This window comes from Bacillus haynesii (assembly GCF_001969855.1).
In the GTDB taxonomy this organism is placed as follows: Bacteria; Bacillota; Bacilli; order Bacillales; family Bacillaceae; genus Bacillus; species Bacillus haynesii.
Genome location: NZ_MRBL01000012.1, coordinates 1 through 23,025 on the forward strand (window position 1 = coordinate 1; position 23,025 = coordinate 23,025).

At 44.6% G+C, this 23,025-nt stretch carries 21 protein-coding genes and 1 rRNA gene; 13 read left to right on the plus strand and 9 right to left on the minus strand.

The annotated features are described in order from the left end of the window. The 8 genes from BTA31_RS10930 to dnaA form a co-directional block, all read right to left on the minus strand. Positions 1-261, minus strand: a 16S ribosomal RNA gene (locus BTA31_RS10930); the annotation flags it as partial. Between the two features lie 337 nt (positions 262-598). Further along, positions 599-3,073, minus strand: coding sequence for a DNA gyrase subunit A (gyrA, locus tag BTA31_RS10935; RefSeq protein WP_043928260.1), 2,475 nt, complete (start codon positions 3,071-3,073; stop codon positions 599-601). 190 nt (positions 3,074-3,263) lie between these two features. Then, on the minus strand, positions 3,264-5,177 hold the full coding sequence (gyrB, locus tag BTA31_RS10940; RefSeq protein WP_043928259.1) for a DNA topoisomerase (ATP-hydrolyzing) subunit B: 1,914 nt from the start codon (positions 5,175-5,177) through the stop codon (positions 3,264-3,266). 59 nt (positions 5,178-5,236) lie between these two features. Further along, complete coding sequence (remB, locus tag BTA31_RS10945; RefSeq protein WP_043928258.1) at positions 5,237-5,479, minus strand: extracellular matrix regulator RemB; 243 nt, start codon at positions 5,477-5,479, stop codon at positions 5,237-5,239. Between the two features lie 17 nt (positions 5,480-5,496). Continuing rightward, the gene (recF, locus tag BTA31_RS10950) at positions 5,497-6,609 is read right to left on the minus strand and encodes a DNA replication/repair protein RecF (protein WP_076791515.1); all 1,113 of its coding nucleotides are present in this window, start codon (positions 6,607-6,609) and stop codon (positions 5,497-5,499) included. A gap of 16 nt (positions 6,610-6,625) precedes the next feature. Then, entirely contained in the window at positions 6,626-6,841 is a 216-nt protein-coding gene (gene yaaA / locus BTA31_RS10955; RefSeq protein WP_003178084.1) for a S4 domain-containing protein YaaA, read from the minus strand. Between the two features lie 167 nt (positions 6,842-7,008). Then, a complete protein-coding gene (dnaN, locus tag BTA31_RS10960; protein ID WP_076791518.1) occupies positions 7,009-8,145 on the minus strand; it encodes a DNA polymerase III subunit beta in 1,137 nt (378 codons plus the stop codon). A gap of 177 nt (positions 8,146-8,322) precedes the next feature. Next, on the minus strand, positions 8,323-9,663 hold the full coding sequence (gene dnaA / locus BTA31_RS10965) for a chromosomal replication initiator protein DnaA (protein ID WP_009330034.1): 1,341 nt from the start codon (positions 9,661-9,663) through the stop codon (positions 8,323-8,325). 639 nt (positions 9,664-10,302) lie between these two features. On the opposite strand from dnaA, the gene rpmH reads away from it, so the two are divergent. The 12 genes from rpmH (at position 10,303) to BTA31_RS11025 (ending at position 21,034) form a co-directional block, all read left to right on the plus strand. Then, positions 10,303-10,437, plus strand: coding sequence for a 50S ribosomal protein L34 (gene rpmH / locus BTA31_RS10970; protein ID WP_003178075.1), 135 nt, complete (start codon positions 10,303-10,305; stop codon positions 10,435-10,437). Between the two features lie 84 nt (positions 10,438-10,521). After that, positions 10,522-10,881 carry a ribonuclease P protein component gene (gene rnpA, locus BTA31_RS10975; RefSeq protein WP_020453656.1) on the plus strand — a complete coding sequence of 120 codons (360 nt, stop codon included), beginning with the start codon at positions 10,522-10,524 and terminating at the stop codon, positions 10,879-10,881. A gap of 166 nt (positions 10,882-11,047) precedes the next feature. Further along, on the plus strand, positions 11,048-11,848 hold the full coding sequence (gene spoIIIJ / locus BTA31_RS10980; protein WP_043928256.1) for a YidC family membrane integrase SpoIIIJ: 801 nt from the start codon (positions 11,048-11,050) through the stop codon (positions 11,846-11,848). Beyond that, positions 11,845-12,468 (plus strand): RNA-binding cell elongation regulator Jag/EloR, encoded by a 624-nt coding sequence (gene jag / locus BTA31_RS10985; RefSeq protein ID WP_076791521.1) that lies wholly within the window; start codon positions 11,845-11,847, stop codon positions 12,466-12,468. The genes spoIIIJ and jag overlap by 4 nt, the downstream gene beginning before the upstream one ends. A gap of 335 nt (positions 12,469-12,803) precedes the next feature. Continuing rightward, on the plus strand, positions 12,804-14,183 hold the full coding sequence (mnmE, locus tag BTA31_RS10990; RefSeq protein WP_043928254.1) for a tRNA uridine-5-carboxymethylaminomethyl(34) synthesis GTPase MnmE: 1,380 nt from the start codon (positions 12,804-12,806) through the stop codon (positions 14,181-14,183). A 15-nt stretch (positions 14,184-14,198) separates the two neighbouring features. Beyond that, positions 14,199-16,085, plus strand: a complete 1,887-nt coding sequence (gene mnmG, locus BTA31_RS10995; protein ID WP_043928252.1) for a tRNA uridine-5-carboxymethylaminomethyl(34) synthesis enzyme MnmG — start codon at positions 14,199-14,201, stop codon at positions 16,083-16,085. Positions 16,086-16,098: 13 nt separating this feature from the next. Further along, positions 16,099-16,818: a 16S rRNA (guanine(527)-N(7))-methyltransferase RsmG gene (gene rsmG, locus BTA31_RS11000; RefSeq protein ID WP_043928251.1), complete on the plus strand. Its 720-nt coding sequence runs from the start codon at positions 16,099-16,101 to the stop codon at positions 16,816-16,818. 97 nt (positions 16,819-16,915) lie between these two features. Then, entirely contained in the window at positions 16,916-17,767 is an 852-nt protein-coding gene (gene noc / locus BTA31_RS11005) for a nucleoid occlusion protein (protein WP_023856799.1), read from the plus strand. Between the two features lie 55 nt (positions 17,768-17,822). After that, on the plus strand, positions 17,823-18,680 hold the full coding sequence (locus tag BTA31_RS11010) for an RNA polymerase sigma-70 factor (protein ID WP_043928249.1): 858 nt from the start codon (positions 17,823-17,825) through the stop codon (positions 18,678-18,680). Between the two features lie 66 nt (positions 18,681-18,746). Further along, a complete protein-coding gene (locus BTA31_RS11015) occupies positions 18,747-19,190 on the plus strand; it encodes a carboxymuconolactone decarboxylase family protein (RefSeq protein WP_043928248.1) in 444 nt (147 codons plus the stop codon). Between the two features lie 241 nt (positions 19,191-19,431). Beyond that, complete coding sequence (soj, locus tag BTA31_RS11020; RefSeq protein ID WP_020453647.1) at positions 19,432-20,193, plus strand: sporulation initiation inhibitor protein Soj; 762 nt, start codon at positions 19,432-19,434, stop codon at positions 20,191-20,193. Beyond that, positions 20,186-21,034, plus strand: coding sequence for a ParB/RepB/Spo0J family partition protein (locus tag BTA31_RS11025; RefSeq protein WP_076791523.1), 849 nt, complete (start codon positions 20,186-20,188; stop codon positions 21,032-21,034). Before soj ends, BTA31_RS11025 begins: the two co-directional genes overlap by 8 nt. A gap of 36 nt (positions 21,035-21,070) precedes the next feature. On the opposite strand, the gene yyaC is transcribed toward BTA31_RS11025, so the two are convergent. After that, positions 21,071-21,688, minus strand: coding sequence for a spore protease YyaC (gene yyaC / locus BTA31_RS11030; RefSeq protein ID WP_043928245.1), 618 nt, complete (start codon positions 21,686-21,688; stop codon positions 21,071-21,073). A gap of 301 nt (positions 21,689-21,989) precedes the next feature. On the opposite strand from yyaC, the gene BTA31_RS11035 reads away from it, so the two are divergent. Further along, a complete protein-coding gene (locus BTA31_RS11035; protein WP_076791526.1) occupies positions 21,990-23,003 on the plus strand; it encodes a YkvI family membrane protein in 1,014 nt (337 codons plus the stop codon). Positions 23,004-23,025 lie beyond the last annotated feature (22 nt).

The window sequence follows — 23,025 nt, forward strand, 5'->3', positions numbered from 1 at the left end:
CCAACTAGCTAATGCGCCGCGGGTCCATCTGTAAGTGGTAGCCGAAGCCACCTTTTATAATTGAACCATGCGGTTCAATCAAGCATCCGGTATTAGCCCCGGTTTCCCGGAGTTATCCCAGTCTTACAGGCAGGTTACCCACGTGTTACTCACCCGTCCGCCGCTAACCTAAGGGAGCAAGCTCCCGTCGATCCGCTCGACTTGCATGTATTAGGCACGCCGCCAGCGTTCGTCCTGAGCCAGGATCAAACTCTCCATGAAATAATGGAGCGCAGATTAAGTTCGTCACATCCTGTGACAACATCTGCATGACCTGCATCGTGCAGGCCCCTGACTACGCACATTCACATGTGCGATTTATTTAATGAATTAACAGGTACGTTTTGTCTTGTTTAGTTTTCAAAGAACTTCGTTGCCGCTCTCAAAGCGACCACTTAAATATAACATTTATGAGACAAGCGGTCAACACTTTTTTTAAAAAAGTTTTTGTTGTTGCTTTTAAGCGACCAAGAGAAATTATAGCACATTATGCTTCTGATGAAAAGATTATATTTGAAAGATTGAATAGAAAAACATGCAGCCATTTGGCTGCATGTTTTTATGATTCGTCCGCTTCCTGTTCCTGTTCTTCTGTATCGTTCTCATCATCTTTTTCAACTAAAGCGACAGTCGCGACATGCTCTTGTTCACCTAAGCGGATAAGGCGCACACCCTGAGTGACGCGGCCGGTCGTGGAAATATCTTTAATATCCATCCGAATGATCACGCCGCTTGCTGTGATGATCATTAAATCTTCTTCTCCTGTTGTTGCCTTCACTGTCACAAGAGATCCGTTATTTTCTGTGATTTTGCAGGTCTTCAGCCCTTTTCCTCCACGGCTTTGAACCCTGTATTCTGAAGCTGGCGTCAGTTTTCCGTAGCCCTTTTCAGTTACGATTAGCACGTGAGAATCCTCTTCTAAAATCTCCATGCCGACGACAACATCGTCATCTGTCAGAGTGATCCCCTTAACGCCGGCTGCTGTTCTTCCCATTTGCCTTACATCTGTTTCAGGGAAACGGATCAGCAAACCGTTCTTCGTGCCGATAATAATTTGTTTATTTCCATCCGTCAGGCGGACGGCCATCAATTCATCCTCATCGCGGAGGCTTAAGGCGATCAATCCGTTATTGCGGATATTCGCGAATTGGGAAAGCGGCGTGCGTTTTGATATTCCGTGTTTTGTCGTGAAGAACAAATAAGACTCGTCATCAAATTCGCTTACCGGAATAATCGCGTTGATCCATTCTCCTTTTTCCACTTCAAGCAGGTTAATAATCGGAATTCCCTTTGCTGTCCGTCCGAATTCAGGGATCTCATATCCTTTCGCACGGTACACCTTCCCTTTATTCGAGAAGAAGAGAATGGTGTCATGGGTGGATGTTGATATCAGGTGTTCAACGAAGTCGTCTTCATTTGTTCCCATGCCCTGAATGCCTTTTCCGCCCCGTTTTTGGCTGCGGTAAGTGGAAGAAGGCAGGCGTTTGATATATCCGTTATGAGTTAAAGTCACAACGATATTCTCACGCGTGATGAGATCTTCATCCTCAATCGTCTCAAGGCCTGATGTCACGATTTCTGTACGGCGCTCATCATTAAAGCGCTCTTTGACTTCTGTGAGCTCTTCCCGAATGATTTCAAGAACCTTCTCTTCGTCTGCTAAGATTGCTTTTAGCTCTGCAATCAGCTCAACAAGGCTTTGATATTCCTCTTCGATTTTTTCGCGTTCCAGCCCTGTTAAACGCTGCAGACGCATGTCCAAAATCGCCTGGGCCTGTTTTTCAGTCAAAGAAAATTTCTCGATCAATCCGTTTTTTGCGATTTCAGCCGTTTGTGAATTTCTAATTAGGGAAATAACTTCATCAAGGTGATCAAGCGCCACTCTCAAGCCCTCAAGAATATGGGCCCGCGCTTCCGCTTTGCGAAGCTCGAATGCTGTACGCCTTCTGATCACGACTTTTTGATGGTCAAGATAATGCTCCAGACACTGCTTCAAGCTCAATACTTTCGGCTGTCCGTCAACAAGCGCCAAAAGATTAATGCCGAATGATGTTTGAAGAGCGGTCTGCTTGTACAAGTTATTTAACAGTACATTAGCATTTGCATCCCTTCTCAGTTCAATGACGATGCGCATACCGTTTCGGTCTGATTCATCGCGGAGATCTGTAATGCCGTCGATTTTCTTATCGCGCACCAGATCGGCGATTTTTTCGATCAGCCTTGCTTTATTCACCTGGTACGGTATTTCCGTAACAATGATTACCGGTTTACCGGAAGATGTTTCTTCGATTTGAGCTTTGGCTCGAAGCGTAATAGACCCCCGGCCTGTTTCATAGGCTTTGCGGATACCGCTTCTTCCCAAGATCAGCCCTGCAGTAGGGAAGTCGGGTCCAGGAATGATGTCCATCAATTCCGGAAGCGTGATATCAGGGTTTTTGCTGACCGCCAAGACCCCGTCAATGACTTCGCCGAGCTGATGCGGCGGGATGTTGGTGGCCATACCTACAGCAATACCGGCCGCTCCGTTGACCAGCAGGTTCGGAAATCTCGCGGGCATGACAACCGGCTCTTTTTCCGATCCGTCATAGTTGTCCTGGTAATCGATTGTGTCTTTATTGATGTCGCGCAGAATTTCCATTGATATTTTAGACATTCTCGCTTCTGTGTAACGCATGGCCGCAGCCGAGTCGCCGTCGACAGAACCGAAGTTTCCATGGCCTTGAACGAGCATGTACCGATAGTTAAAATCCTGCGCCATTCTGACCATTGCTTCGTAAACAGCAGAATCACCATGCGGGTGGTACTTACCGATAACTTCGCCGACAATACGCGCGGATTTTTTATACGGCTTATCACTTGTCATCCCAAGGTCGTTCATCGCATACAATATTCTTCTGTGCACCGGCTTCAGACCGTCTCTTACGTCCGGAAGAGCGCGGGAAACAATAACACTCATTGCGTAATCTAAAAAAGATGTGCGCATTTCCTGACTGATATTGACTTCCTGAACTTGGGGCTTATGTTGTTCACTCATTAAAAAACCTCCCTGGAGAATCTACATGAGTTGTGTGGGAGTAGATTTGTATTTATACTCTTCAACGAATTAGGCTATTCTCCATTATATCAATAATCTTGATTTTATACACATCAAATGACTAGAGCGCCAAAGGCTCATTCTAGAAAAGACCTTATTTCAATTAAGCGAAAATAAGGCCTTACAATCATTAAATATCCAAATTCTTTACATATCGGGCATTCTCTTCGATAAAATTGCGGCGCGGCTCAACCTTGTCGCCCATCAGCATTTCAAAGGTTTCATCCGCATCGATCGCATCTTTGAGCGTTACTTGAAGCAATGTCCGCGTTTCAGGATCCATCGTCGTTTCCCAAAGCTGTGTCGCGTTCATCTCACCCAAACCTTTATAGCGCTGCAGGCCTGGCTTAGGATTTTGCGGAAGCTCTTTTAAAATTTCTTCGAGCTGCTGGTCATTGTACGCATACTCAACACGTTTCCCCTGCTGTACTTTGTAAAGAGGCGGCTGAGCGATATAGACATACCCTTGTTCGATGATCTGCCTCATGTAGCGGTAGAAAAAGGTCAGCAGCAATGTTCTGATGTGTGCACCGTCGACGTCGGCATCCGTCATAATCACCACTTTGTGGTAGCGGGCTTTTTCAAGGTTGAAATCTTCCCCGATTCCGGTGCCAAGCGCGGTGATCATAGAACGAACCTCATTGTTGGACAAAATTTTGTCCAGGCGGGCTTTTTCGACGTTCAAAATTTTCCCTCTTAAAGGCAAAATAGCTTGGAAATGACGGTCGCGGCCCTGTTTTGCCGATCCGCCTGCAGAGTCACCCTCAACGATGTAAAGCTCGGAAATCGTCGGGTCTTTAGAAGAACAGTCAGCCAGTTTCCCCGGCAGATTTGACACTTCAAGGGCGCTTTTTCTGCGCGTCAATTCGCGCGCTTTCTTTGCGGCCATCCGTGCTCTGGCAGCCATAACCCCTTTCTCAACGATTTTTTTCGCTGAATCCGGGTTTTCAAGCAGAAACTTTTCGAGCGCTTCTGAAAACAGTGCATCTGTTATCGTACGCGCTTCTGAGTTGCCAAGCTTTGTTTTCGTCTGCCCTTCAAATTGAGGATCCGGGTGCTTGATTGAAATGATCGCTGTTAAACCTTCACGGACGTCTTCCCCGCTTAAGTTTGGATCGCTTTCTTTGAATACGCCGTTTCTTCTCGCGTAATCATTGATGACCCTCGTCAAACCGGTCTTAAAGCCGGCTTCATGCGTTCCGCCTTCATACGTATGAATGTTGTTAGCAAATGAATAGATGTTGCTGGTATAGCTGTCATTGTATTGGAGCGCCACCTCGACCGTAATGCCGTCTTTGGATCCTTCAATGTAGACAGGCTCTTCATGAACAACTTCCCGCGAACGGTTCAAGTGTTCAACATAGCTTTTAATACCGCCTTCATAGCAGTATTCATTCTTGCGCTCTTTTCCATCTCGCTTGTCTTCGATCGTGATTTTGATGCCCTTTGTCAAGAAAGCGAGCTCCCGGACACGAGTGGCAAGCGTATCATAGTCGTATTCAGTCGTTTCCGTAAATATTTCCGGATCAGGCTTGAAGTGAGTGGTTGTTCCCGTCACTTCCGTTTCTCCGATGACTTTCAAATCAGCTTGCGGAACGCCCCGTTCAAATTCCTGATAATGGACTTTTCCATCTCTGTAAACCGTTACATCGAGCTCGGTTGAAAGGGCGTTAACAACAGAAGCACCGACGCCGTGCAAACCGCCTGAAACTTTATATCCGCTTCCGTCAAACTTTCCTCCGGCGTGCAGGACAGTCATGATGACTTCCACAGCAGGACGGCCCATCTTTTCATGAATACCGACCGGAATCCCCCGTCCGTTGTCTTTTACAGTGATGCTGTTGTCTTTTTCAATTTCGACATTGATTTCAGTGCAGTAACCGGCTAATGCTTCATCGATGCTGTTATCGACAATTTCCCATACTAAATGGTGCAGACCTTTGCCGCTTGTCGACCCGATGTACATTCCGGGTCTTTTCCGCACGGCTTCCAATCCCTCTAGAACCTGTATCTGATTTTCATCGTAATTATTTTGCTGTTCCATTGCCACGCACATTCACCTACACTTTTCTTCAAACATAATAAATTTATAGTTAAGATTCTTTATGAATCGATTTCCGGCTTGGATTGCGCCCGTTTTTTCAACGTGCCTGAGGCTAAAGGAGAAAAATAAATTGATTGTAATGTGACAACAATTGACTTCGGCGTGCTGTTAGAAGAGACGATTCGCTGTCTTTGCTTGTTTAAAAACTCTTCAACAATCGGCGATGTCTTTGCCTTGTAATCAAAAATAGCCACAATTTCACGCGTTGAGACGACAAAATCGTCACCTAAGTGGATATACAATCCCTCACCCCATTTTCTCAGTCCGATAGCGTGCCATTTTCAACACGAAAGATTTCCGCTTCGTTTAAGGTTTTATGATCAATTCCATCAACGCTTGTCGTTGTTACGAATGTTTGAACACGGCCTTGAATGGTGTGGAGCAAGTGAGACTGCCGATAGTCGTCCAGCTCTGATAAAACATCATCCAAAAGCAGAATCGGGTATTCTCCTATCTCTTCCTGAATCAAATCAATTTCAGCCAATTTAAGTGACAATGCAGTCGTACGCTGCTGGCCCTGCGATCCGTAAGTCTGCACATCACGGCCATTGACGTAGAAAAGAACATCATCCCTGTGGGGACCTGAAAGAGAAACTCCCCGTTCTATTTCTTTATCTCTTAATTTAGAAAACGTTTCTTGATAACTATTGATCATTTTCGACAAATCGGGCGAATCTGATACGTGAAGAGACGTATGATACTTTAACGTCAGCTCTTCCAGACCTCTTGAAATTCCGGAATGAATGGGCTGAGCCCATTTTTCAAGCTGTTCGACAAATTGAAGCCGTTTCATCACAACCTTTGCCGCGAATTCCGTAAGCTGTTCCGTCAGCACGTCAAGCATCGTTTGATCGGTCTGCTTTCTCGTTTGAAGCTGCTTCAAGAAATGATTCCGTTGTGAAAGGATTTTTTGGTAAAGAGAAAGGTCATGAAGATAGACAGGTGATACTTGGCCGATTTCCATATCGAGAAACCTTCTTCTGACCTGAGGACTTCCTTTTACAAGATTTAAATCCTCCGGCGCAAACATAATCGTGTTGACAGCCCCGACATACTGGCTCAGCTTCTGCTGTTCAATGTGATTCACTTTACCTTTTTTTCCTTTTTTGGAAATCACAAGCTGGATGGGTACAGAACCGTTTTTTTTAATGACCCTGCCTTCTATTTTAGCATAGTCTTCATCCCATCGTATGAGTTCTTTATCATTTGACGTCCGATGGGATTTCGCCATCGCAAGCACATAGATCGCTTCCATCAAATTCGTTTTTCCTTGAGCATTCTCTCCGATAATCACGTTCACTTTGTTCTCAAAATGAAGGTCAAGGCGCTCATAATTACGGTAAGATGATAATGTAAGATTTTGGATATACAATCAATACCACCTGCTTTTAGCCGACGACTTGAAAAGAACCGAATCCTTCAATCGTCACCACATCTCCGACATACAGTTTTCGTCCGCGGCGGTTATCCGGCTCGTCATTGACGAGTACTTCATATTCCGATAAAAACCATTTTGCCATTCCTCCGGACTGAATGACATCCGCCAATTTCAAAAACTGACCGAGGGTAATCATCTCTGTATCAATAGCCACCGTCTTTGTCATTATATCGACCTCTTTCAATATCACTAATATCTAATTGTACTAAAAAACAGGGAAAGAAGGAAAGGGGAAACTTGCGGTATGAACAACCAAGGCAGGACGAGAGCGCTTTTCTCCCGAAAAAATAAGAGAAGCTGCCGGACCAGCCGGCAACTTTCTATTCCAACAAATTAATACGTCCGGACAGGAAGAATTAATTGGACGATCGAATCGTCATTCGGCGTACGGATCAGAAAAGGCCTCATAGCGCCCGTGAAGCTCACATGAATGTCCTCTCCTTCAAGAACTTTAAGGGCATCCAGCATATATTTCGGACTAAAGGATATCTTTAAGTCTTCCCCTTCAATCTGCTCGGCATTCACCGTTTCGACAACCTTTCCGATCTCCGGAGAGTTTGAAGAAATTTCGATCGACTCATTGGCGGCTGCGGAAAGTTTCACCACGTTGTTTCGTCCTTCTCTCGCCAAGAGCGAAGCCCTGTCGATCGCCTGAAGAAATTCCTTAGTATTGACGATCATGTTCGTTTTGCTTTCCTGAGGAATCAGGCGGTTTGTATCCGGATAGTTTCCGTCAAGCAGCCTTGAGAAAAACAGCACGTTTTTTGTTTTAAACAGCACTTGTGTTTCGGTAATGACAATATCGACAAGCTCCTGGTGGTCATCAAGGATCTTGCTCAGCTCGGTTAAGCTTTTTCCCGGGATGACGACATTGTATGAACTGTCTTCGTTAATCTCGAGCTTAGCTTTTCTTAGCGCCAGACGGTGGCTATCCGTCGCAGTGCATATTAATTCACCGCCCGCGACATTCCAGTTTACACCTGTCAAGATTGGGCGTGTTTCTGAGGTGGACACCGCAAAAACGGTTTGGCGAATTAGGTTTTTCAGCAGATCGGTCGGAATTTGAAAAGCGTGATGCTCTTCAATTTGCGGCAAAAGTGGATATTCGCTTGCATCCAAACCGTTTAAGTTAAACTCTGCTTTGCCGGAGCGGATGATCGTTAAGTATTGATTTTGAACCTCGATTTCCACCGTTGACATCGGCAGCTTTTTGACAATTTCACTAAAAAAACGGGCTTGAAGCACAATGCTGCCGGGCTGTTCAATTGTCACGATCTCTAAATCGCCGTCTTCTTTCGGGATAAACGATTCAATCGAAATATCGGAATCGCTGCCTGTCAGAGAGACACCTTCATCAGAGGCCACAATTTTAATACCGGTTAAGATCGGAATCGTCGTTCTTGAAGAAACGGCTTTTAACACATCTTGGACACCTTCGACTAGGCGGTCTTTTTGAATTGTAAACTTCATAATCATCCTCCTTGCGGGAATCTATTAATTATTATGTTTTATAAAAATAGCAGAAGTACTAGTAGGGGCTGTGGATTTGTGGATAAGTGTCAATAACGAACGGAAACACAGCCTATCCACATGTGGACAGACTGTGTAAGACTATGTTCAAGTTATTCACACTTTCCCGCTCACCACTTATCTCAGCTGCTCTTTAATTTCTTTAATCTGCTGCTGGAGCTGTTCATCATCGCTCAGCAGTTTTGATATTTTCTCGTGGGCATGGATGACAGTCGTGTGGTCGCGTCCGCCAAACTCTTCGCCGATCTTCGGAAGAGAAGAATCTGTCATTTCTCTTGATAGATACATAGCGATCTGCCGCGGAAAAGCTACCGATTTTGTCCGTTTCTTCGCCTTGAAATCCTCCAGCTTGATATTGAACTGCTGGCCGACGATTCTTTGGATGTCTTTAATTGTAATGACTTTCGGCTTTGAAGACGGAATGATATCTTTCAAAGCTTCAGCAGCCAGATCGGCGTTGATGTCTTTATTGATCAAGGAAGAATATGCGACAACCCTGATTAATGCCCCTTCCAGCTCCCTGATATTGCTGTCGATCTGATTTGCAATATAAAGCATGACTTCATTCGGGATATCAAGTCCTTCTGCCTTTGCTTTCTTTCTTAAAATCGCAATTCTTGTTTCCAGATCAGGAGGCGTGATGTCTGTGATCAATCCCCATTCAAAACGGGAGCGCAAACGGTCTTCAAGCGTTGGAATCTCTTTTGGAGGCCGGTCGCTGGAAATGACGATCTGCTTTGTTTCTTCATGCAGCGTATTAAACGTATGGAAAAATTCCTCTTGCGTCTGTTCTTTTCCGGCTAAAAATTGAATATCATCTATCAAAAGAACGTCAACATTTCGATAGCGATTGCGGAAATCGACAGCTTTATTGTCACGGATCGAGTTAATGAACTCATTGGTAAATTTCTCAGATGACAAATAAACCACTTTTGCAGATGGATTGTGATCGATGACATAGTGTCCGATCGCATGCATTAAGTGAGTCTTTCCAAGTCCGACTCCCCCATAAATAAACAGCGGATTGTAAGCTTTCGCCGGGGCCTCAGCCACTGCCAAAGACGCCGCATGGGCGAATCGGTTTCCTGAACCGATAACGAACGTATCAAATGTATATTTGGGATTCAGCATGTTTTGCGGAAAATCAGCCGGTTCTTCTTTCGACATTTTTTTGATTGGAGACTTGGGCATAAAATCTTCTTCATTTTGATTCTGAGGAATGACAAATTTAATGCTCAATTCTTCTCCAGTCAGATCGTAGATCGTATCGGCGATCAGGTGCAGGTATCTTGATTCAAGCCAGTCTCTGGCAAACTCGTTCGGTGCGGTGATGATCAGCGTATCGCCCTGCAATGAATGGGCCTTTGTCGATTTCATCCATGTTTCAAAGCTGGGCTTACTCAATTTTTTTTCAATCTGCCCCAAAGCTTGATTCCAAAGATCCGATATGTTTTTCATAATGGCGGTTCGTCCCTCCTTTACCAGCAATATTTGCTTGTCCAACCTGTTATAGAACACAAAAAAAGAGCAAATGGATGAGTCCATTCGTTAATGAAATGTTGAAAACATATAATATAGTAGAAAAACGTCTTTTCGACATTTTTCACAAGATGTGGACAAATTACTGCACACCCTGTGAAAAAACTTTCCACAACTTATCCACAGTTTGTGGATAAGGGATTGGCAGCCAATTTGTTATCAAGAGTTAAAACACAAATATAATATCAGAATAATCGAGTGGTTGCAATGGTTGCGAGGAACTTATCCACACACTATACAAACTGTTGAAGAAATATTGTCCACAACGGTTAGTTTTGTGAAAATGTTGTCGATAATGATTGTGGATAGAAAAAACGAGGCAAAAGATATCCACATTGGCTTTTTTTCGCTTCTTTCATCCCATTTTCCCGCTTCCAAAAAAATCTTTTAAGCTAAAATTGAGGAAAAATGAAATTAGGCTTTCGAAGAAAATTGATATGTGTTATCCTATTATGGTGCAAAAAAGAAATGTGTGAGCGAAGTTGACAATGAACTGCTCATCCCAATATAATAAATTAGACTGTCTTTAACAGCTATTCCTCGAGGGAGGTGTCATACATGAAAAGAACATTTCAACCAAATAACCGTAAGCGCAGCAAAGTTCATGGCTTTCGCAGCCGTATGAGTTCTAAAAATGGACGTCTTGTATTAGCACGTCGTCGCCGCAAAGGAAGAAAAGTATTATCAGCTTAGGCCACTGAATAATGTCAGTGGTCTTTTTTACATAGAGGAATGACCAGGCCCATTTGCCAGCTTGTTATCGGAGTGAAAGAAGATATGAAAAAGCGAAATCGATTAAAGAAAAATGAAGATTTTCAAAAAGTATTTAAAAAAGGCAAATCGATGGCAAACCGGCAATATGTTTTATATGTGCTTCACCAGCCTGAGGCGAAAGAGTTTCGGGTGGGACTGTCGGTCAGCAAGAAAATCGGAAACGCAGTCGTGCGCAACCGGGTAAAGCGGCTGATTCGCCAGGTCATCCAGGAAGAGCGGGATCTATTAAAACAAGAAAATGACTACATTATCATTGCAAGAAAGCCTGCAGCTGAATTGTCATATGAAGAGACGAAAAAAAGTTTGCAGCATCTTTTCAGAAAGTCGTTTGTCTACCGGAAAAAACCGAATCAGCCATCATAGTCCGGGTTAGAAAGAAGTTATGGCTCCTCATTTTTAAGCGCTTCCTTTAGCTCCTGAAAAATGTCGTCGCCCATTCGGGGAGAAAGATGATAAAATACGAGAAAGTATGTCTTTTTAATGGTCATAACCGAAAAATACCGGTTGAAGAATGAAGATTTAGGAGGAAATGTTGTTGAAGAGGCGAATTTTATTATTGTTCAGTATGATCGGCGTTATCGTGCTCTTAGCTGGATGTACGGAAATCAACCAGCCGATCACTGCAGAAAGCGAAGGGTTTTGGAACACGTATATCGTATACCCGTTGTCACAGCTGATCACGTATGTAGCAAATTTAACGAATGAAAACTTCGGACTCGCGATTATCATCGTCACGCTCTTAATCAGACTTTTAATTTTGCCGCTGATGATCAAGCAGACGAAGAGTTCGAAAGCGATGCAGGCTCTCCAGCCTGAAATGCAAAAACTTCGCGAAAAATACAGTTCTAAAGATCAAAAAACGCAGCAGAAGCTTCAACAGGAAACGATGGCTCTCATGCAAAAGCACGGGGTTAACCCGCTTGCCGGATGTTTCCCGATCTTAATTCAAATGCCGATTTTAATCGGATTCTATCATGCCATTATGAGAACGCGGGAAATCGCAGAACACAGCTTTTTATGGTTTGACCTTGGGGAGCGTGATCCGTATTTCATTTTGCCGATTCTCGCCGGTGTGTTCACTTTCATTCAGCAAAAGCTGATGATGGCGGGAACAGCGCAGCAAAATCCGCAGATGGCGATGATGCTTTGGCTGATGCCGATCATGATCGTTGTATTTGCGATCAGTTTCCCGGCGGCTCTTTCTCTGTACTGGGTAGTCGGTAACTTATTCATGATTGCTCAAACCTTCTTTATCAAAGGGCCTGATCTAAAGGCAGAGAGACAGGAAGCGGCAGCCGGAGGAAAAAAATCCGGAGGTAAGAAAAAGTGAAGGAACTGACTGCTACTGGACGTACCGTCGATGAAGCAGTGCAATCCGGGCTTGAACAGCTAGGCCTTCATGCAGATGATGTCGAAGTCGACGTAGTTGATGAAGGAAAAAAGGGATTATTCGGCATTTTCGGTCATCGGTCTGCAGTCGTGAACATTCGGGAAAAAATAGACCCGGTTAAAGAAGCGAAACAGTATTTGGAAAATGTGATTTCGAATATGGGAATACAAGCCCAGGTGACGGCAAAAGAGGAGTCAAAACGAGTGGTTTTCCAGTTAAAAGGTGATAAAACAGCTCTTTTAATTGGAAAAAGGGGACAAACTTTAAATGCCCTTGAAACGCTGACGCAGCTCGTGCTCAATCGTCATTCCGACAGATATATCCAAGCGGTGGTTGACGCCGAAGGATACCGTGCAAAGCGGAAGGAAACACTGGCTCAGCTTGCATTGAAGCTTGCTGACCAGGCGTCCAGGCAGAAAAAAGACATTCACCTGGAGCCGATGCCTTCCGGTGAGCGCAAGGTCATCCATGATACGCTTGCAGGCTACTCGCAGCATATCGAAACTTACTCTACCGGAGAAGACCATAACCGGCACCTTGTCATCTCATATAAAAAATAACAGGAAAACCGAAGTTCCCAAAATAGGGACTTCGGTTTTTTGCCGTTGCAAAATCGATGAATGCAGACAAAATCAGTTTAAGTTCTAGTTTTTTCGGTGTAAGCTGTTGATGAAAATGAAATTTAATTGTTATTCACATGTGGATAAGTTAAAGTAAGTAATGATGGCTTAGAACGGTTGTGGATAACGGTTCAAGTCACTTTCACTTCAATTGAAACTATGTTATCTTTAAATTTTGATTACAATAAAAGTTTTTCATCCATATACGATGTTTGGAAGATGCCCCGGACAAATGGGGATAATAGATATACGAATGAAAAAGAGAGGTGAAAGCCATGGATACCATCGCTGCGATTTCAACGCCGATGGGAGAAGGGGCGATTGCGATCGTTCGGATGAGCGGCCCTGAGGCTCTTGCGATCGCCGATAAAGTATATAAAGGACCTCGCGGGAAAAGGCTGAGTTCCGTCGATTCACATACGATTAACTACGGTCATATCGTTGATCCGGAAACGGAAAAAGTCGTGGAAGAAGTCATGGTTTCGGTACTGAAAGCGCCGAAAACTTTTACGCGGGAAGATATTGTAGAAATCAACTGCCACGGCGGACTTGTGACCGTCAACCAGGTGCTTCAGCTCGTTTTGAAAGAGGGAGCGCGTCTGGCGGAACCGGGGGAATTTACGAAAAGAGCCTTTTTGAACGGAAGAATCGATCTTTCCCAGGCTGAAGCTGTCATGGATCTCATCAGGGCCAAAACAGACCGCGCTATGAATGTGGCCATGAATCAGATGGAAGGAAGGCTGTCTTCACTGATCAAACGGTTGAGAGCCGAGATTCTTGAAACATTGGCTCACGTTGAAGTGAATATTGACTATCCGGAATACGATGATGTCGAAGAAATGACACACAAGATGCTGATTGAAAAGGCGACAAAGGTCAAAAAGGAAATCGAGGCGCTGCTGACGACTTCAGAGCAGGGTAAAATATTAAGAGAAGGCATCTCGACGGTTATCATCGGGCGGCCCAATGTCGGCAAGTCCTCGCTTTTAAACAGTCTCGTCCATGAGACAAAAGCGATTGTAACGGATATTCCGGGAACGACGCGGGATGTCATTGAAGAATATGTGAATGTCAGAGGCGTGCCGCTGCGTCTTGTCGATACAGCCGGGATCCGCGAGACCGAAGACATCGTCGAGCGAATCGGCGTTGAACGTTCAAGACAGGTTTTAAAAGAAGCCGATTTGATTTTACTTGTCCTCAATTACAGCGAGCCCCTTTCAGAAGAAGACATCAAGCTCTTTGAAGCAACAAAGGGAATGGACATCATCGTCATCGTCAATAAGACCGATCTTGAGCAAAAGCTTGATCTTGATCGCGTTCGGGAATTGGCGGGGAATCAGCCTGTCGTCACGACATCCTTATTGAAAGAGGAAGGGATTGATGAGCTGGAGGAAGCCATTCAATCGCTGTTTTTCACAGGCACGATCGAGAGCGGCGACTTGACATATGTCAGCAATACAAGGCACATCTCACTGCTGCATGAGGCGAAGCGCGCCATCACTGACGCTTTGGAGGGCATCGAAAACGATGTGCCGATCGATATGGTTCAAATTGATTTAACAAGATGTTGGGAAGTTCTCGGGGAGATCATTGGCGATGCTGTACATGAAAGCCTGATCGACCAGCTCTTCTCTCAATTTTGCTTAGGAAAATAAAGGAGGAACAAGCATATGGGCTATGAAGCAGGCCAATATGACGTCGTTGTCGTCGGCGCCGGCCACGCCGGTGTTGAAGCGGCGCTGGCGTCAGCCAGACAAGGCGCAAAAACGCTTGTCTTAACGATTAACCTTGATATGGTTGCTTTCATGCCATGTAACCCGTCTGTCGGCGGACCTGCAAAAGGAATCGTCGTCCGCGAAATCGATGCGCTCGGCGGGGAAATGGCTAAAAATATCGATAAAACTCATATCCAAATGAGGCTTTTAAATACAGGAAAAGGACCTGCCGTCCGTGCGCTGCGGGCTCAGGCTGATAAATTCCAATATCAGCACGAGATGAAAAAGACACTTGAGAATGAACCGAATTTGACCATGCTGCAAGGAATGGTCGAACGCCTTCTCATTGAAGACGGGGAATGCCGGGGCGTTGTAACCCAAACAGGGGCGGAGTACCGTTCTAAGACCGTTGTTTTGACGACGGGAACATTTTTGAGAGGGAAAATCATTCTTGGCGATCTGTCATACTCCAGCGGACCGAACAACCAGCAGCCGTCCATCAAGCTGTCTGAGCACCTTGAAGAGCTCGGCTTTGACCTCGTCCGCTTTAAAACAGGAACGCCGCCTCGGGTCAACAGCCATTCGATTGACTACAGCAAAACGGAAATTCAGCCCGGTGATGAAGTGCCGCGGGCCTTTTCGTATGAGACGGTGGAATATATTACAGACCAGCTTCCTTGCTGGCTCACATATACAAGTCCGGAAACGCACGAAATCATTGACAACAATCTGCATCGCTCACCGATGTACTCGGGCATGATCAAAGGAACGGGGCCGAGATATTGCCCGTCTATTGAAGACAAGGTCGTCCGCTTTAATGATAAGCCGAGACACCAGATCTTTCTTGAGCCTGAAGGTCGCAACACTCAGGAAGTCTATGTCCAGGGATTGTCGACAAGCCTTCCGGAAGATGTGCAGCGAAAAATGCTTTCAACTATTCCCGGTCTTGAAAATGTGCAAATGATGCGGGCGGGATACGCGATTGAATATGATGCGATCGTACCGACTCAACTGTGGCCGACACTGGAAACGAAAAAAATTCCGGGACTATTCACAGCCGGACAGATTAACGGAACATCAGGCTATGAAGAAGCGGCCGGACAGGGAATTATGGCCGGCATCAATGCGGGCCGGAAAGCGCTTGGCAAAGAAGAGGTCATTCTCAGCCGTTCTGACGCTTATATCGGTGTATTGATCGACGACCTTGTGACGAAAGGAACAAACGAACCGTACCGTCTGCTGACTTCGCGTGCGGAGTACAGGCTGCTTCTGCGTCACGACAATGCAGATTTGCGCCTGACCGAGATCGGCTATCAGATCGGCTTGATTTCTGAAGAACGATATCAAAAGTTTCAAGAGAAAAAAGCGGCCATTGAAGCAGAGAAAAAACGTCTTCATTCTGTTATTATCAAACCGACAAAGGAAAATCAGGAATATATCCGTTCACTAGGCGGCAGCGAGCTCAAAGACGGCATTCGCGCGACCGACCTGATGAAGCGGCCGGAAATGAACTATGAAACCGTCACAGCTCTTGCGCCGCCTGAACAAAAAGTCGCCGGCGACGTTACTGAACAGGTAGAAATTCAAATTAAGTATGAAGGATATATTGAAAAGTCCTTGCAGCAGGTCGAAAAACTAAAGAAAATGGAAAACAAAAAGATTCCTGACAGAATCGACTATGACGCGATCAAAGGCATTGCAACGGAAGCGCGCCAAAAATTGAAAGAGGTCAGACCGCTGTCTGTCGCACAAGCCTCACGGATTTCCGGCGTCAATCCTGCTGATATTTCCATTCTGCTCGTCTACTTAGAGCAGGGACGGATTGCCAAGGTTGCGGAATAGAAAGGGTGACGGCATGAACATTGAGCAATTTACAGCCGGTTTGGAAGAGAAAGGCATCTCCCTTTCCTCCTTCCAGCTGGAGCAATTTGAGACCTATTACGAATGGCTTGTTGAATGGAACGAAAAAATGAATTTAACCTCGATTACCGAGAAAAAAGAAGTGTACTTAAAGCATTTTTACGATTCCATTGCCGCTTCTTTTTACGTTGATTTCAAAAAGATGACCAGTCTCTGTGATGTTGGAGCGGGCGCCGGATTTCCAAGCCTTCCGATTAAAATCTGCTTTCCGCACCTTCACGTCACAATCGTTGACTCACTGAACAAACGGATTCACTTTTTGAATCAGCTGTCAGATGCTTTGAAGCTGGAAAACACAGCTTTTTACCATGACCGCGCGGAAATATTCGGAAGATCGAAAGACCACAGAGAAAGCTATGACGTCGTGACGGCACGCGCTGTCGCCCGCCTTTCGGTTCTCAGCGAGCTCTGCCTTCCGCTTGTGAAAAAAGACGGCTTATTCGTAGCATTAAAAGCAGCTTCGGCTGATGAAGAAATTGAAACGGGCAAAAAAGCCATCAAAACACTTGGAGGCGAAATTGAAACCGTACATTCTTTTCAGCTGCCAATAGAAGAAAGCGACAGAAACATCATTGTCATCAAAAAGCAATCTCAGACACCGAAGAAATTTCCAAGAAAGCCTGGAACACCTAATAAATCTCCTATTGAAGGTTAAATTATTCGTTTTCTTCAAATTTCGTGATGTCACAGAAGGAAAATTCATGAGAAAATAGAATTATAAAAATGGCAGTGTTTAAAGGTGGTGTAGGTACATGAAGCATTCATTCTCTCGTCTCTTCGGACTTGGCGACAAGGAAGAAGAAGCAGAGATTGCTGAACATGATACGAATAAAGAAGAAATTCAAGAGATTCCAGTAGGCGATATAATTCCTAACCGTTTTCAGCCGCGCACCATTTTCTCAGAAGAAAAAATTAAAGAATTAGCTGCAACCATTCATACACACGGCATTATCCAGCCGATTGTCGTCAGAAAAACAGAGCGGGAAGGCCAATATGAACTCATAGCCGGAGAGCGGCGCTGGCGGGCGGTTCAAACGCTCGATTGGGAGAAGGTTCCCGCTATTATTAAGGATTTTTCAGATACGGAGACCGCTTCTGTCGCTCTTATCGAAAACCTTCAGAGGGAAGAATTATCTTCGATTGAAGAGGCGCATGCTTATGCAAGGCTTTTAGAGCTTCACGATTTGACACAGGAAGCCCTTGCACAAAGGCTTGGAAAGGGCCAGTCAACAATCGCCAATAAGCTCAGACTGTTAAAGCTTCCGGAAGAGGTGCAGGAAGCGATCTTGAAAAAAGAAATTTCAGAGCGCCATGCCAGAGCGCTCATACCGTTGAAACAGCCCGACCTTCAGGTCAAGCTGTTACATGAAGTCATCGAAAAGAATTTAAATGTAAAACAAACCGAAGACCGTGTCGTCAAAATGCTTGAGCAGGATAAACGCAAGCCGAAACCAAAGAGAAAAGCGTACAGCAGGGACGCGAGAATCGCGATGAATACGATTCGCCAGTCCTTATCAATGGTGGAAGACAGCGGCGTCAAACTGAATACGGAAGAAGAGGAATTTGAAGAATATATTCAGTTTACGATCAAGATACCGAAATAAAAGCTCCCTATAGAGCTTTTATTTTTTTAGGCAAAATATCTATGGGGGAGCATCTATGGAATATTATCGACAATATCATTCATTGCTTTTTTCAATTGCTTACCGTATGCTCGGTTCTTTGCAAGATGCAGAGGACATCGTCCAAGAATTGTTCGCAGACCTTCAGGAAAAAGATATCAGTCAAATTGACCATATTCAAGCATATTTGACGAAATCTATCACAAACCGCTGCATAAATGAACTGCAGTCTGCCCGCAAGAAGCGAGAGGTATATATCGGGGAATGGCTTCCGGAACCGCAGGTGGCACTTTCAGCTCAAAGTCCGGCTGAGTACGTTGAAGAAAAAGAAAAGGTTTCCTATGCTTTTCTGGTAGTTATGAGCCGATTAAATCCTGTAGAAAGAGCCGTTTTGATGTTTAGGGAAGTGTTTGGATATCATTATAAGGAAATTTCGTCCATTATCGGGAAGTCGGAAGCGAACTGCCGTAAAATCCACAGCCGTCTGAAACAGAAATTAAACGGGGAAATTTCAGTATTATCACAGCCGGTTGAAGAACAGCAATTGGCCCGGCTGTTTATCGAATCAGCGAGAACCGGTAATTTTGAGGAGTTTTCCAAGAAATTGATTGAAGATGCCGTCTTGTATACAGATGGCGGCGGAAAAGTGCGTAGCGCTTTGAGACCGATCTATGGAAAGAGCCGCATTTATGCGTTTTTTACGGGAGTTGTTTCAAAGGGAAGCTTTTCCGGCCGCTTTATGCCTGTCGATATCAACGGCCAAAAGGGTGTGTTGATTATTAAAAACAACCGCCCGGCTTACGCCGTTTGCTTTGCTTGGAATCCGGAAGGCGATTCCATCAAAAATGTGTTTATCGTGTCAAATCCCGATAAACTGAAGCACATTAAAATATAACGTTTTCTGTCACAAACGCCGTTCCTCACTTGTTATATAAGTGAAACACTTAAAGGAGGAATAGACATGGAAACGAGATTTCTAATGGAAAAAGTAAACCCTGAGGGCTACAAAGGAATGCTGGAGCTTGAAAAAGCGCAGGCTTCTTCAGGCATTGACCCCATCTTAAAGGAATTGATCAAAATCCGGGCTTCACAGCTGAACGGATGTGCTTTCTGCTTAAATATGCATACGAAGGATGCAAGGCAGAACGGTGAGACGGAACAGCGGATATATGCGCTTAATGCGTGGCGGGAAGCGCCTTTTTTCACGGAAAAAGAGCGGGCAGTATTGGCGCTGACTGAAGCCGTTACGCGAATCGGCGAGCACGGGCTGCCGGATGAAGTATACAACGAAGTCAGGACCCATTTTTCAGAAGCTGAAACAGCCGAACTGATCATGGCAGTCGTCACGATTAATGCCTGGAACAGGATTGCTATTGCCACCCGGAAAATGCCCGCAGCAGATTGATTGAAGTCCCCCTAATACAGGGGGATTTTTTATATTAATATAATATTAAAACTATCTTTCACTTCATTTGAACGTCTCTTCTCTTTTTTCTGAGATAAAAAAATGGTTTCTTTATGTCGAAAAATAAACAAAACGGATCTCTTTCAAAAAACAAAAATTCAAAAAAAGCAAACGGCTGATTCTTTTTTTGTTAAAATAGAGAAATGAGAGAAACTTGTTCAATGTGAAAGTAGGTGACATTGTGGGGAAAATTATTGCGATCACAAACCAAAAAGGTGGCGTTGGCAAAACGACAACTTCCGTTAACCTGGGAGCTTGTTTAGCTTACATCGGGAAAAGGGTTTTGTTAGTCGACATAGACCCGCAAGGAAACGCAACAAGCGGTATCGGCGTTGAAAAGGCTGATGTTGATCAATGTGTGTACGATATATTAGTAGATGATGCAGATGTGAAAGATGTCATCAAAACAACATCCGTAGAAAACTTGGATGTCATTCCTGCAACGATTCAGCTTGCGGGGGCGGAAATTGAACTCGTTCCGACCATTTCCCGTGAAGTCCGGCTGAAAAGGGCTTTGGAATCTGTTAAACAAAACTATGATTTCATGATTATTGACTGCCCGCCGTCATTAGGGCTGCTTACAATCAATGCGCTTACGGCTTCCGATTCCGTCGTGATTCCGGTTCAGTGCGAATATTATGCGCTGGAAGGGCTGAGCCAATTGCTCAACTCGGTTCGGCTCGTGCAAAAACATTTAAATACGGATCTGATGATAGACGGTGTATTGCTGACAATGCTTGATGCAAGAACGAATTTAGGCATACAGGTCATCGAAGAAGTGAAAAAGTACTTCCGTGATAAAGTATACCAAACGGTTATCCCCCGGAATGTCCGGCTCAGTGAAGCACCGAGTCATGGAAAGCCGATCATTTTATATGATCCTCGTTCCAGAGGAGCGGAAGTCTATTTAGAATTAGCAAAGGAAGTGGCTGCGAATGCCTAAAGGTCTCGGAAAAGGGATTAATGCATTGTTTTCAAATGTTGATTTATCCGAAGAAACGGTTGAGGAAATCAAGCTGCAAGACTTGCGGCCCAACCCTTATCAGCCAAGAAAAACGTTTGATGACCAATCGTTAAAAGATTTGAAGGAGTCCATTCTACAACACGGTGTTTTGCAGCCCATCATTGTCAGAAAGTCAATTAAAGGTTATGACATTGTAGCCGGAGAACGCCGCTTCCGGGCTGCTGAAAAAGCCGGATTGGAAACCATTCCTGCGATTGTGCGCGAGCTGTCCGAATCCCTGATGATGGAGATTGCCCTATTGGAAAATCTTCAACGAGAAGACCTGTCTCCGCTTGAAGAAGCAAAAGCCTATGAATCTTTGCTCAAACATCTCGAGATGACCCAGGAACAACTGGCAAAAAGACTTGGAAAAAGCAGGCCTCACATCGCCAACCACTTGCGGCTGCTGACACTTCCTAAAGACGTCCAAAAGTTAATTGACAACGGGACGTTATCGATGGGCCATGGTCGAACATTGCTCGGATTGAAAAACAAGAAAAAGCTTGAGCCGCTTGTTCAAAAGGTCGTGTCCGAACAGCTGAACGTCCGCCAGCTTGAAAAGTTAATTCAACAGTTAAATGCTGATGTTCCACGTGAAACAAAGAAGTCGAAACAAGTGAAAGATGCAGTGATCAAAGAACGGGAATCTTATTTACAAAACTATTTTGGAACCCCGGTGACCATTAAAAAGCAAAAGAAAAAAGGCAGAATCGAAATCGAATTCTACTCAAATGAAGACTTGGAGCGCATTCTCGAATTGCTGGCCCAAGAAGACGCATAAGCTTAAAAACCATCTGATCACATACAGATGGTTTTTTTATGACATCCTTCCGGTCATTCTTTGAATTGGTGACACATGGCGCCGCTGCCATTCTGCTTTCTCCAAATGAGACAGCCCGTCAGCAAGCACATTAGCCATGCTCATGACAAGATTGAGCCTTGTATTTTGCAGGACGAAATACTCCATAAAGCCGCTGACATTGACAATTCCGTTAATATGCACGTGGCCGACTTCGGGCAGGCTTTTCTGAACGCCTGCTCCCGGCTTCAAAGGCCCTTTGCCGATTTGAAAAGACCCTACGCTTTTAGTCCGTCCAAGACAGGCATCGATCGCGATCATAAATGGATTTTGATGCTGCTGATGAATATGATCAAGTTTTTCATTTAAGTTCACGGCATGAACCGGATCGGCAAGCGTTCCATAGACATGAAAACGTGTCAGCTGTTTTGCGGAGAGTTTCATTCCTACGAGGGGACCGAGCGAATCTCCGGTGGAGCGGTCTGTACCGATGCAAACGATCACGATCGGCCGGTCTCCGGCTTCCTTTAAATAGACGGAAAGGACTTTCTCTATTTGTTTCACAGCTAGCGGATCCGAATGAGAAATATATTCATTTATTGGTTCTTGAGAAAAAATTCCGCCTTTTCGATTCATAGGCTTCACATCCTTGTCATCATGGTAACAGCAGTGTCTTGGTGAGTTTTCGAGTATGAATGGTTGTTTACAGTATATCCAGCTGTCCCTTTTTTTATGCTTTGGATGAATCGATTTGGCCAGCCGAAAAAATACTTTACTAAGAGAAAATGTGATAGTTCATTTTATTATATTGATATAATATATTTATTTAAACGAGAAAAGTCGAAAGGGGTTTCATGAATTTTTATAGAGGACCGGCAATATAGTGTCATGAGCGGAGAAACAAGCTTAAAAACTATATTGTTGGGGTGAGCAAATCGTGTGGAGAGCCGGAATGAAGTGGATGCTTCTTATTTTAGGAAGCTTAATAGGTGCGGGATATGCATCCGGCCAGGAAATATGGCAGTTTTTTGGTGATGAAAGCGGACTGGCTATCCTGTTGTTTACGATCATGTTCAGCCTGTCAACCTATATTGTGATGAAGATCAGCTATGAACAAAAATCAGAGCATTTTCTGCCTGTCCTCGAAACATTAATCGGTCCGCTGCTGGCTAAAGTATACGATGTGCTGATCATCCTGTATTTGTTTACCACTACGATTGTGATGATTGCAGGAGGCGGGGTAACGCTGCAAATCTTTCATATCCCGTTTTGGACGGGCGTCATCTTGTTTTGTTTATGCACAGGCTTGTTGTTTTTCTGGGGGCTTAATGGCATATTGTCCGTTAACAGCTACTTAATCCCGATTTTGGTGGCTGGGCTGCTGTATGCGCTGATTTCTTTTCAAACAGCTCACCATCAGCCGTGGCTGCTCAATTTGACTCATCAATACAACTGGCCTGCCGGCATCGCATTCACTTCCCTGAACATATTATCTGTTGTCGCTGTATTATCTGCGGTCGGCAAAGAGATGAAGGGAGTCGGAGAGGCGAAGATTGCCAGCATATTAAGCGGCCTGGTGTTTGGCGCTATTTCATACATGTACAATGAGACCCTTGTAGAGCTTGCCGGTGAGCTGGCCCATTATGAAATTCCTTTATTCGCGGTTTTGGAGGGCGCGCCTTTTCCGATTTTTATTTTTATGACGGCTGTTCTTTGCGTCGCGATCTACACAACGACGATCTCAAGCATTCTCGGTCTGTCCAGCCGTTTTCTGTCATTTGTGAACTGGCCGAGATGGGTGATCGTCCTCCTGCTCCTCGCGATCATGGTGCCTTTTACGTCAATCGGCTTTTCAAACTTAATCGCTTTTTTATATCCAATTTACGGGTTGTTGAATTTGTATTTATTGGTAAATATCTTACTTTATCCGATTTTAAGTAAATGGAAATAAATATATTTATAATTGTGAAGAA

Coding starts and splice junctions, on each gene's coding strand:
- gyrA (WP_043928260.1), bottom strand. CDS start 3,073: ATGAGTGAACAACATAAGCCCCAAGTTCAGGAAGTCAATATCAGTCAG.
- gyrB (WP_043928259.1), bottom strand. CDS start 5,177: ATGGAACAGCAAAATAATTACGATGAAAATCAGATACAGGTTCTAGAG.
- yaaA (WP_003178084.1), bottom strand. CDS start 6,841: ATGACAAAGACGGTGGCTATTGATACAGAGATGATTACCCTCGGTCAG.
- dnaN (WP_076791518.1), bottom strand. CDS start 8,145: ATGAAGTTTACAATTCAAAAAGACCGCCTAGTCGAAGGTGTCCAAGAT.
- dnaA (WP_009330034.1), bottom strand. CDS start 9,663: ATGAAAAACATATCGGATCTTTGGAATCAAGCTTTGGGGCAGATTGAA.
- rpmH (WP_003178075.1), top strand. CDS start 10,303: ATGAAAAGAACATTTCAACCAAATAACCGTAAGCGCAGCAAAGTTCAT.
- rnpA (WP_020453656.1), top strand. CDS start 10,522: ATGAAAAAGCGAAATCGATTAAAGAAAAATGAAGATTTTCAAAAAGTA.
- spoIIIJ (WP_043928256.1), top strand. CDS start 11,048: ATGTTGTTGAAGAGGCGAATTTTATTATTGTTCAGTATGATCGGCGTT.
- mnmE (WP_043928254.1), top strand. CDS start 12,804: ATGGATACCATCGCTGCGATTTCAACGCCGATGGGAGAAGGGGCGATT.
- mnmG (WP_043928252.1), top strand. CDS start 14,199: ATGGGCTATGAAGCAGGCCAATATGACGTCGTTGTCGTCGGCGCCGGC.
- rsmG (WP_043928251.1), top strand. CDS start 16,099: ATGAACATTGAGCAATTTACAGCCGGTTTGGAAGAGAAAGGCATCTCC.
- noc (WP_023856799.1), top strand. CDS start 16,916: ATGAAGCATTCATTCTCTCGTCTCTTCGGACTTGGCGACAAGGAAGAA.
- BTA31_RS11010 (WP_043928249.1), top strand. CDS start 17,823: ATGGAATATTATCGACAATATCATTCATTGCTTTTTTCAATTGCTTAC.
- BTA31_RS11015 (WP_043928248.1), top strand. CDS start 18,747: ATGGAAACGAGATTTCTAATGGAAAAAGTAAACCCTGAGGGCTACAAA.
- BTA31_RS11025 (WP_076791523.1), top strand. CDS start 20,186: ATGCCTAAAGGTCTCGGAAAAGGGATTAATGCATTGTTTTCAAATGTT.
- yyaC (WP_043928245.1), bottom strand. CDS start 21,688: ATGAATCGAAAAGGCGGAATTTTTTCTCAAGAACCAATAAATGAATAT.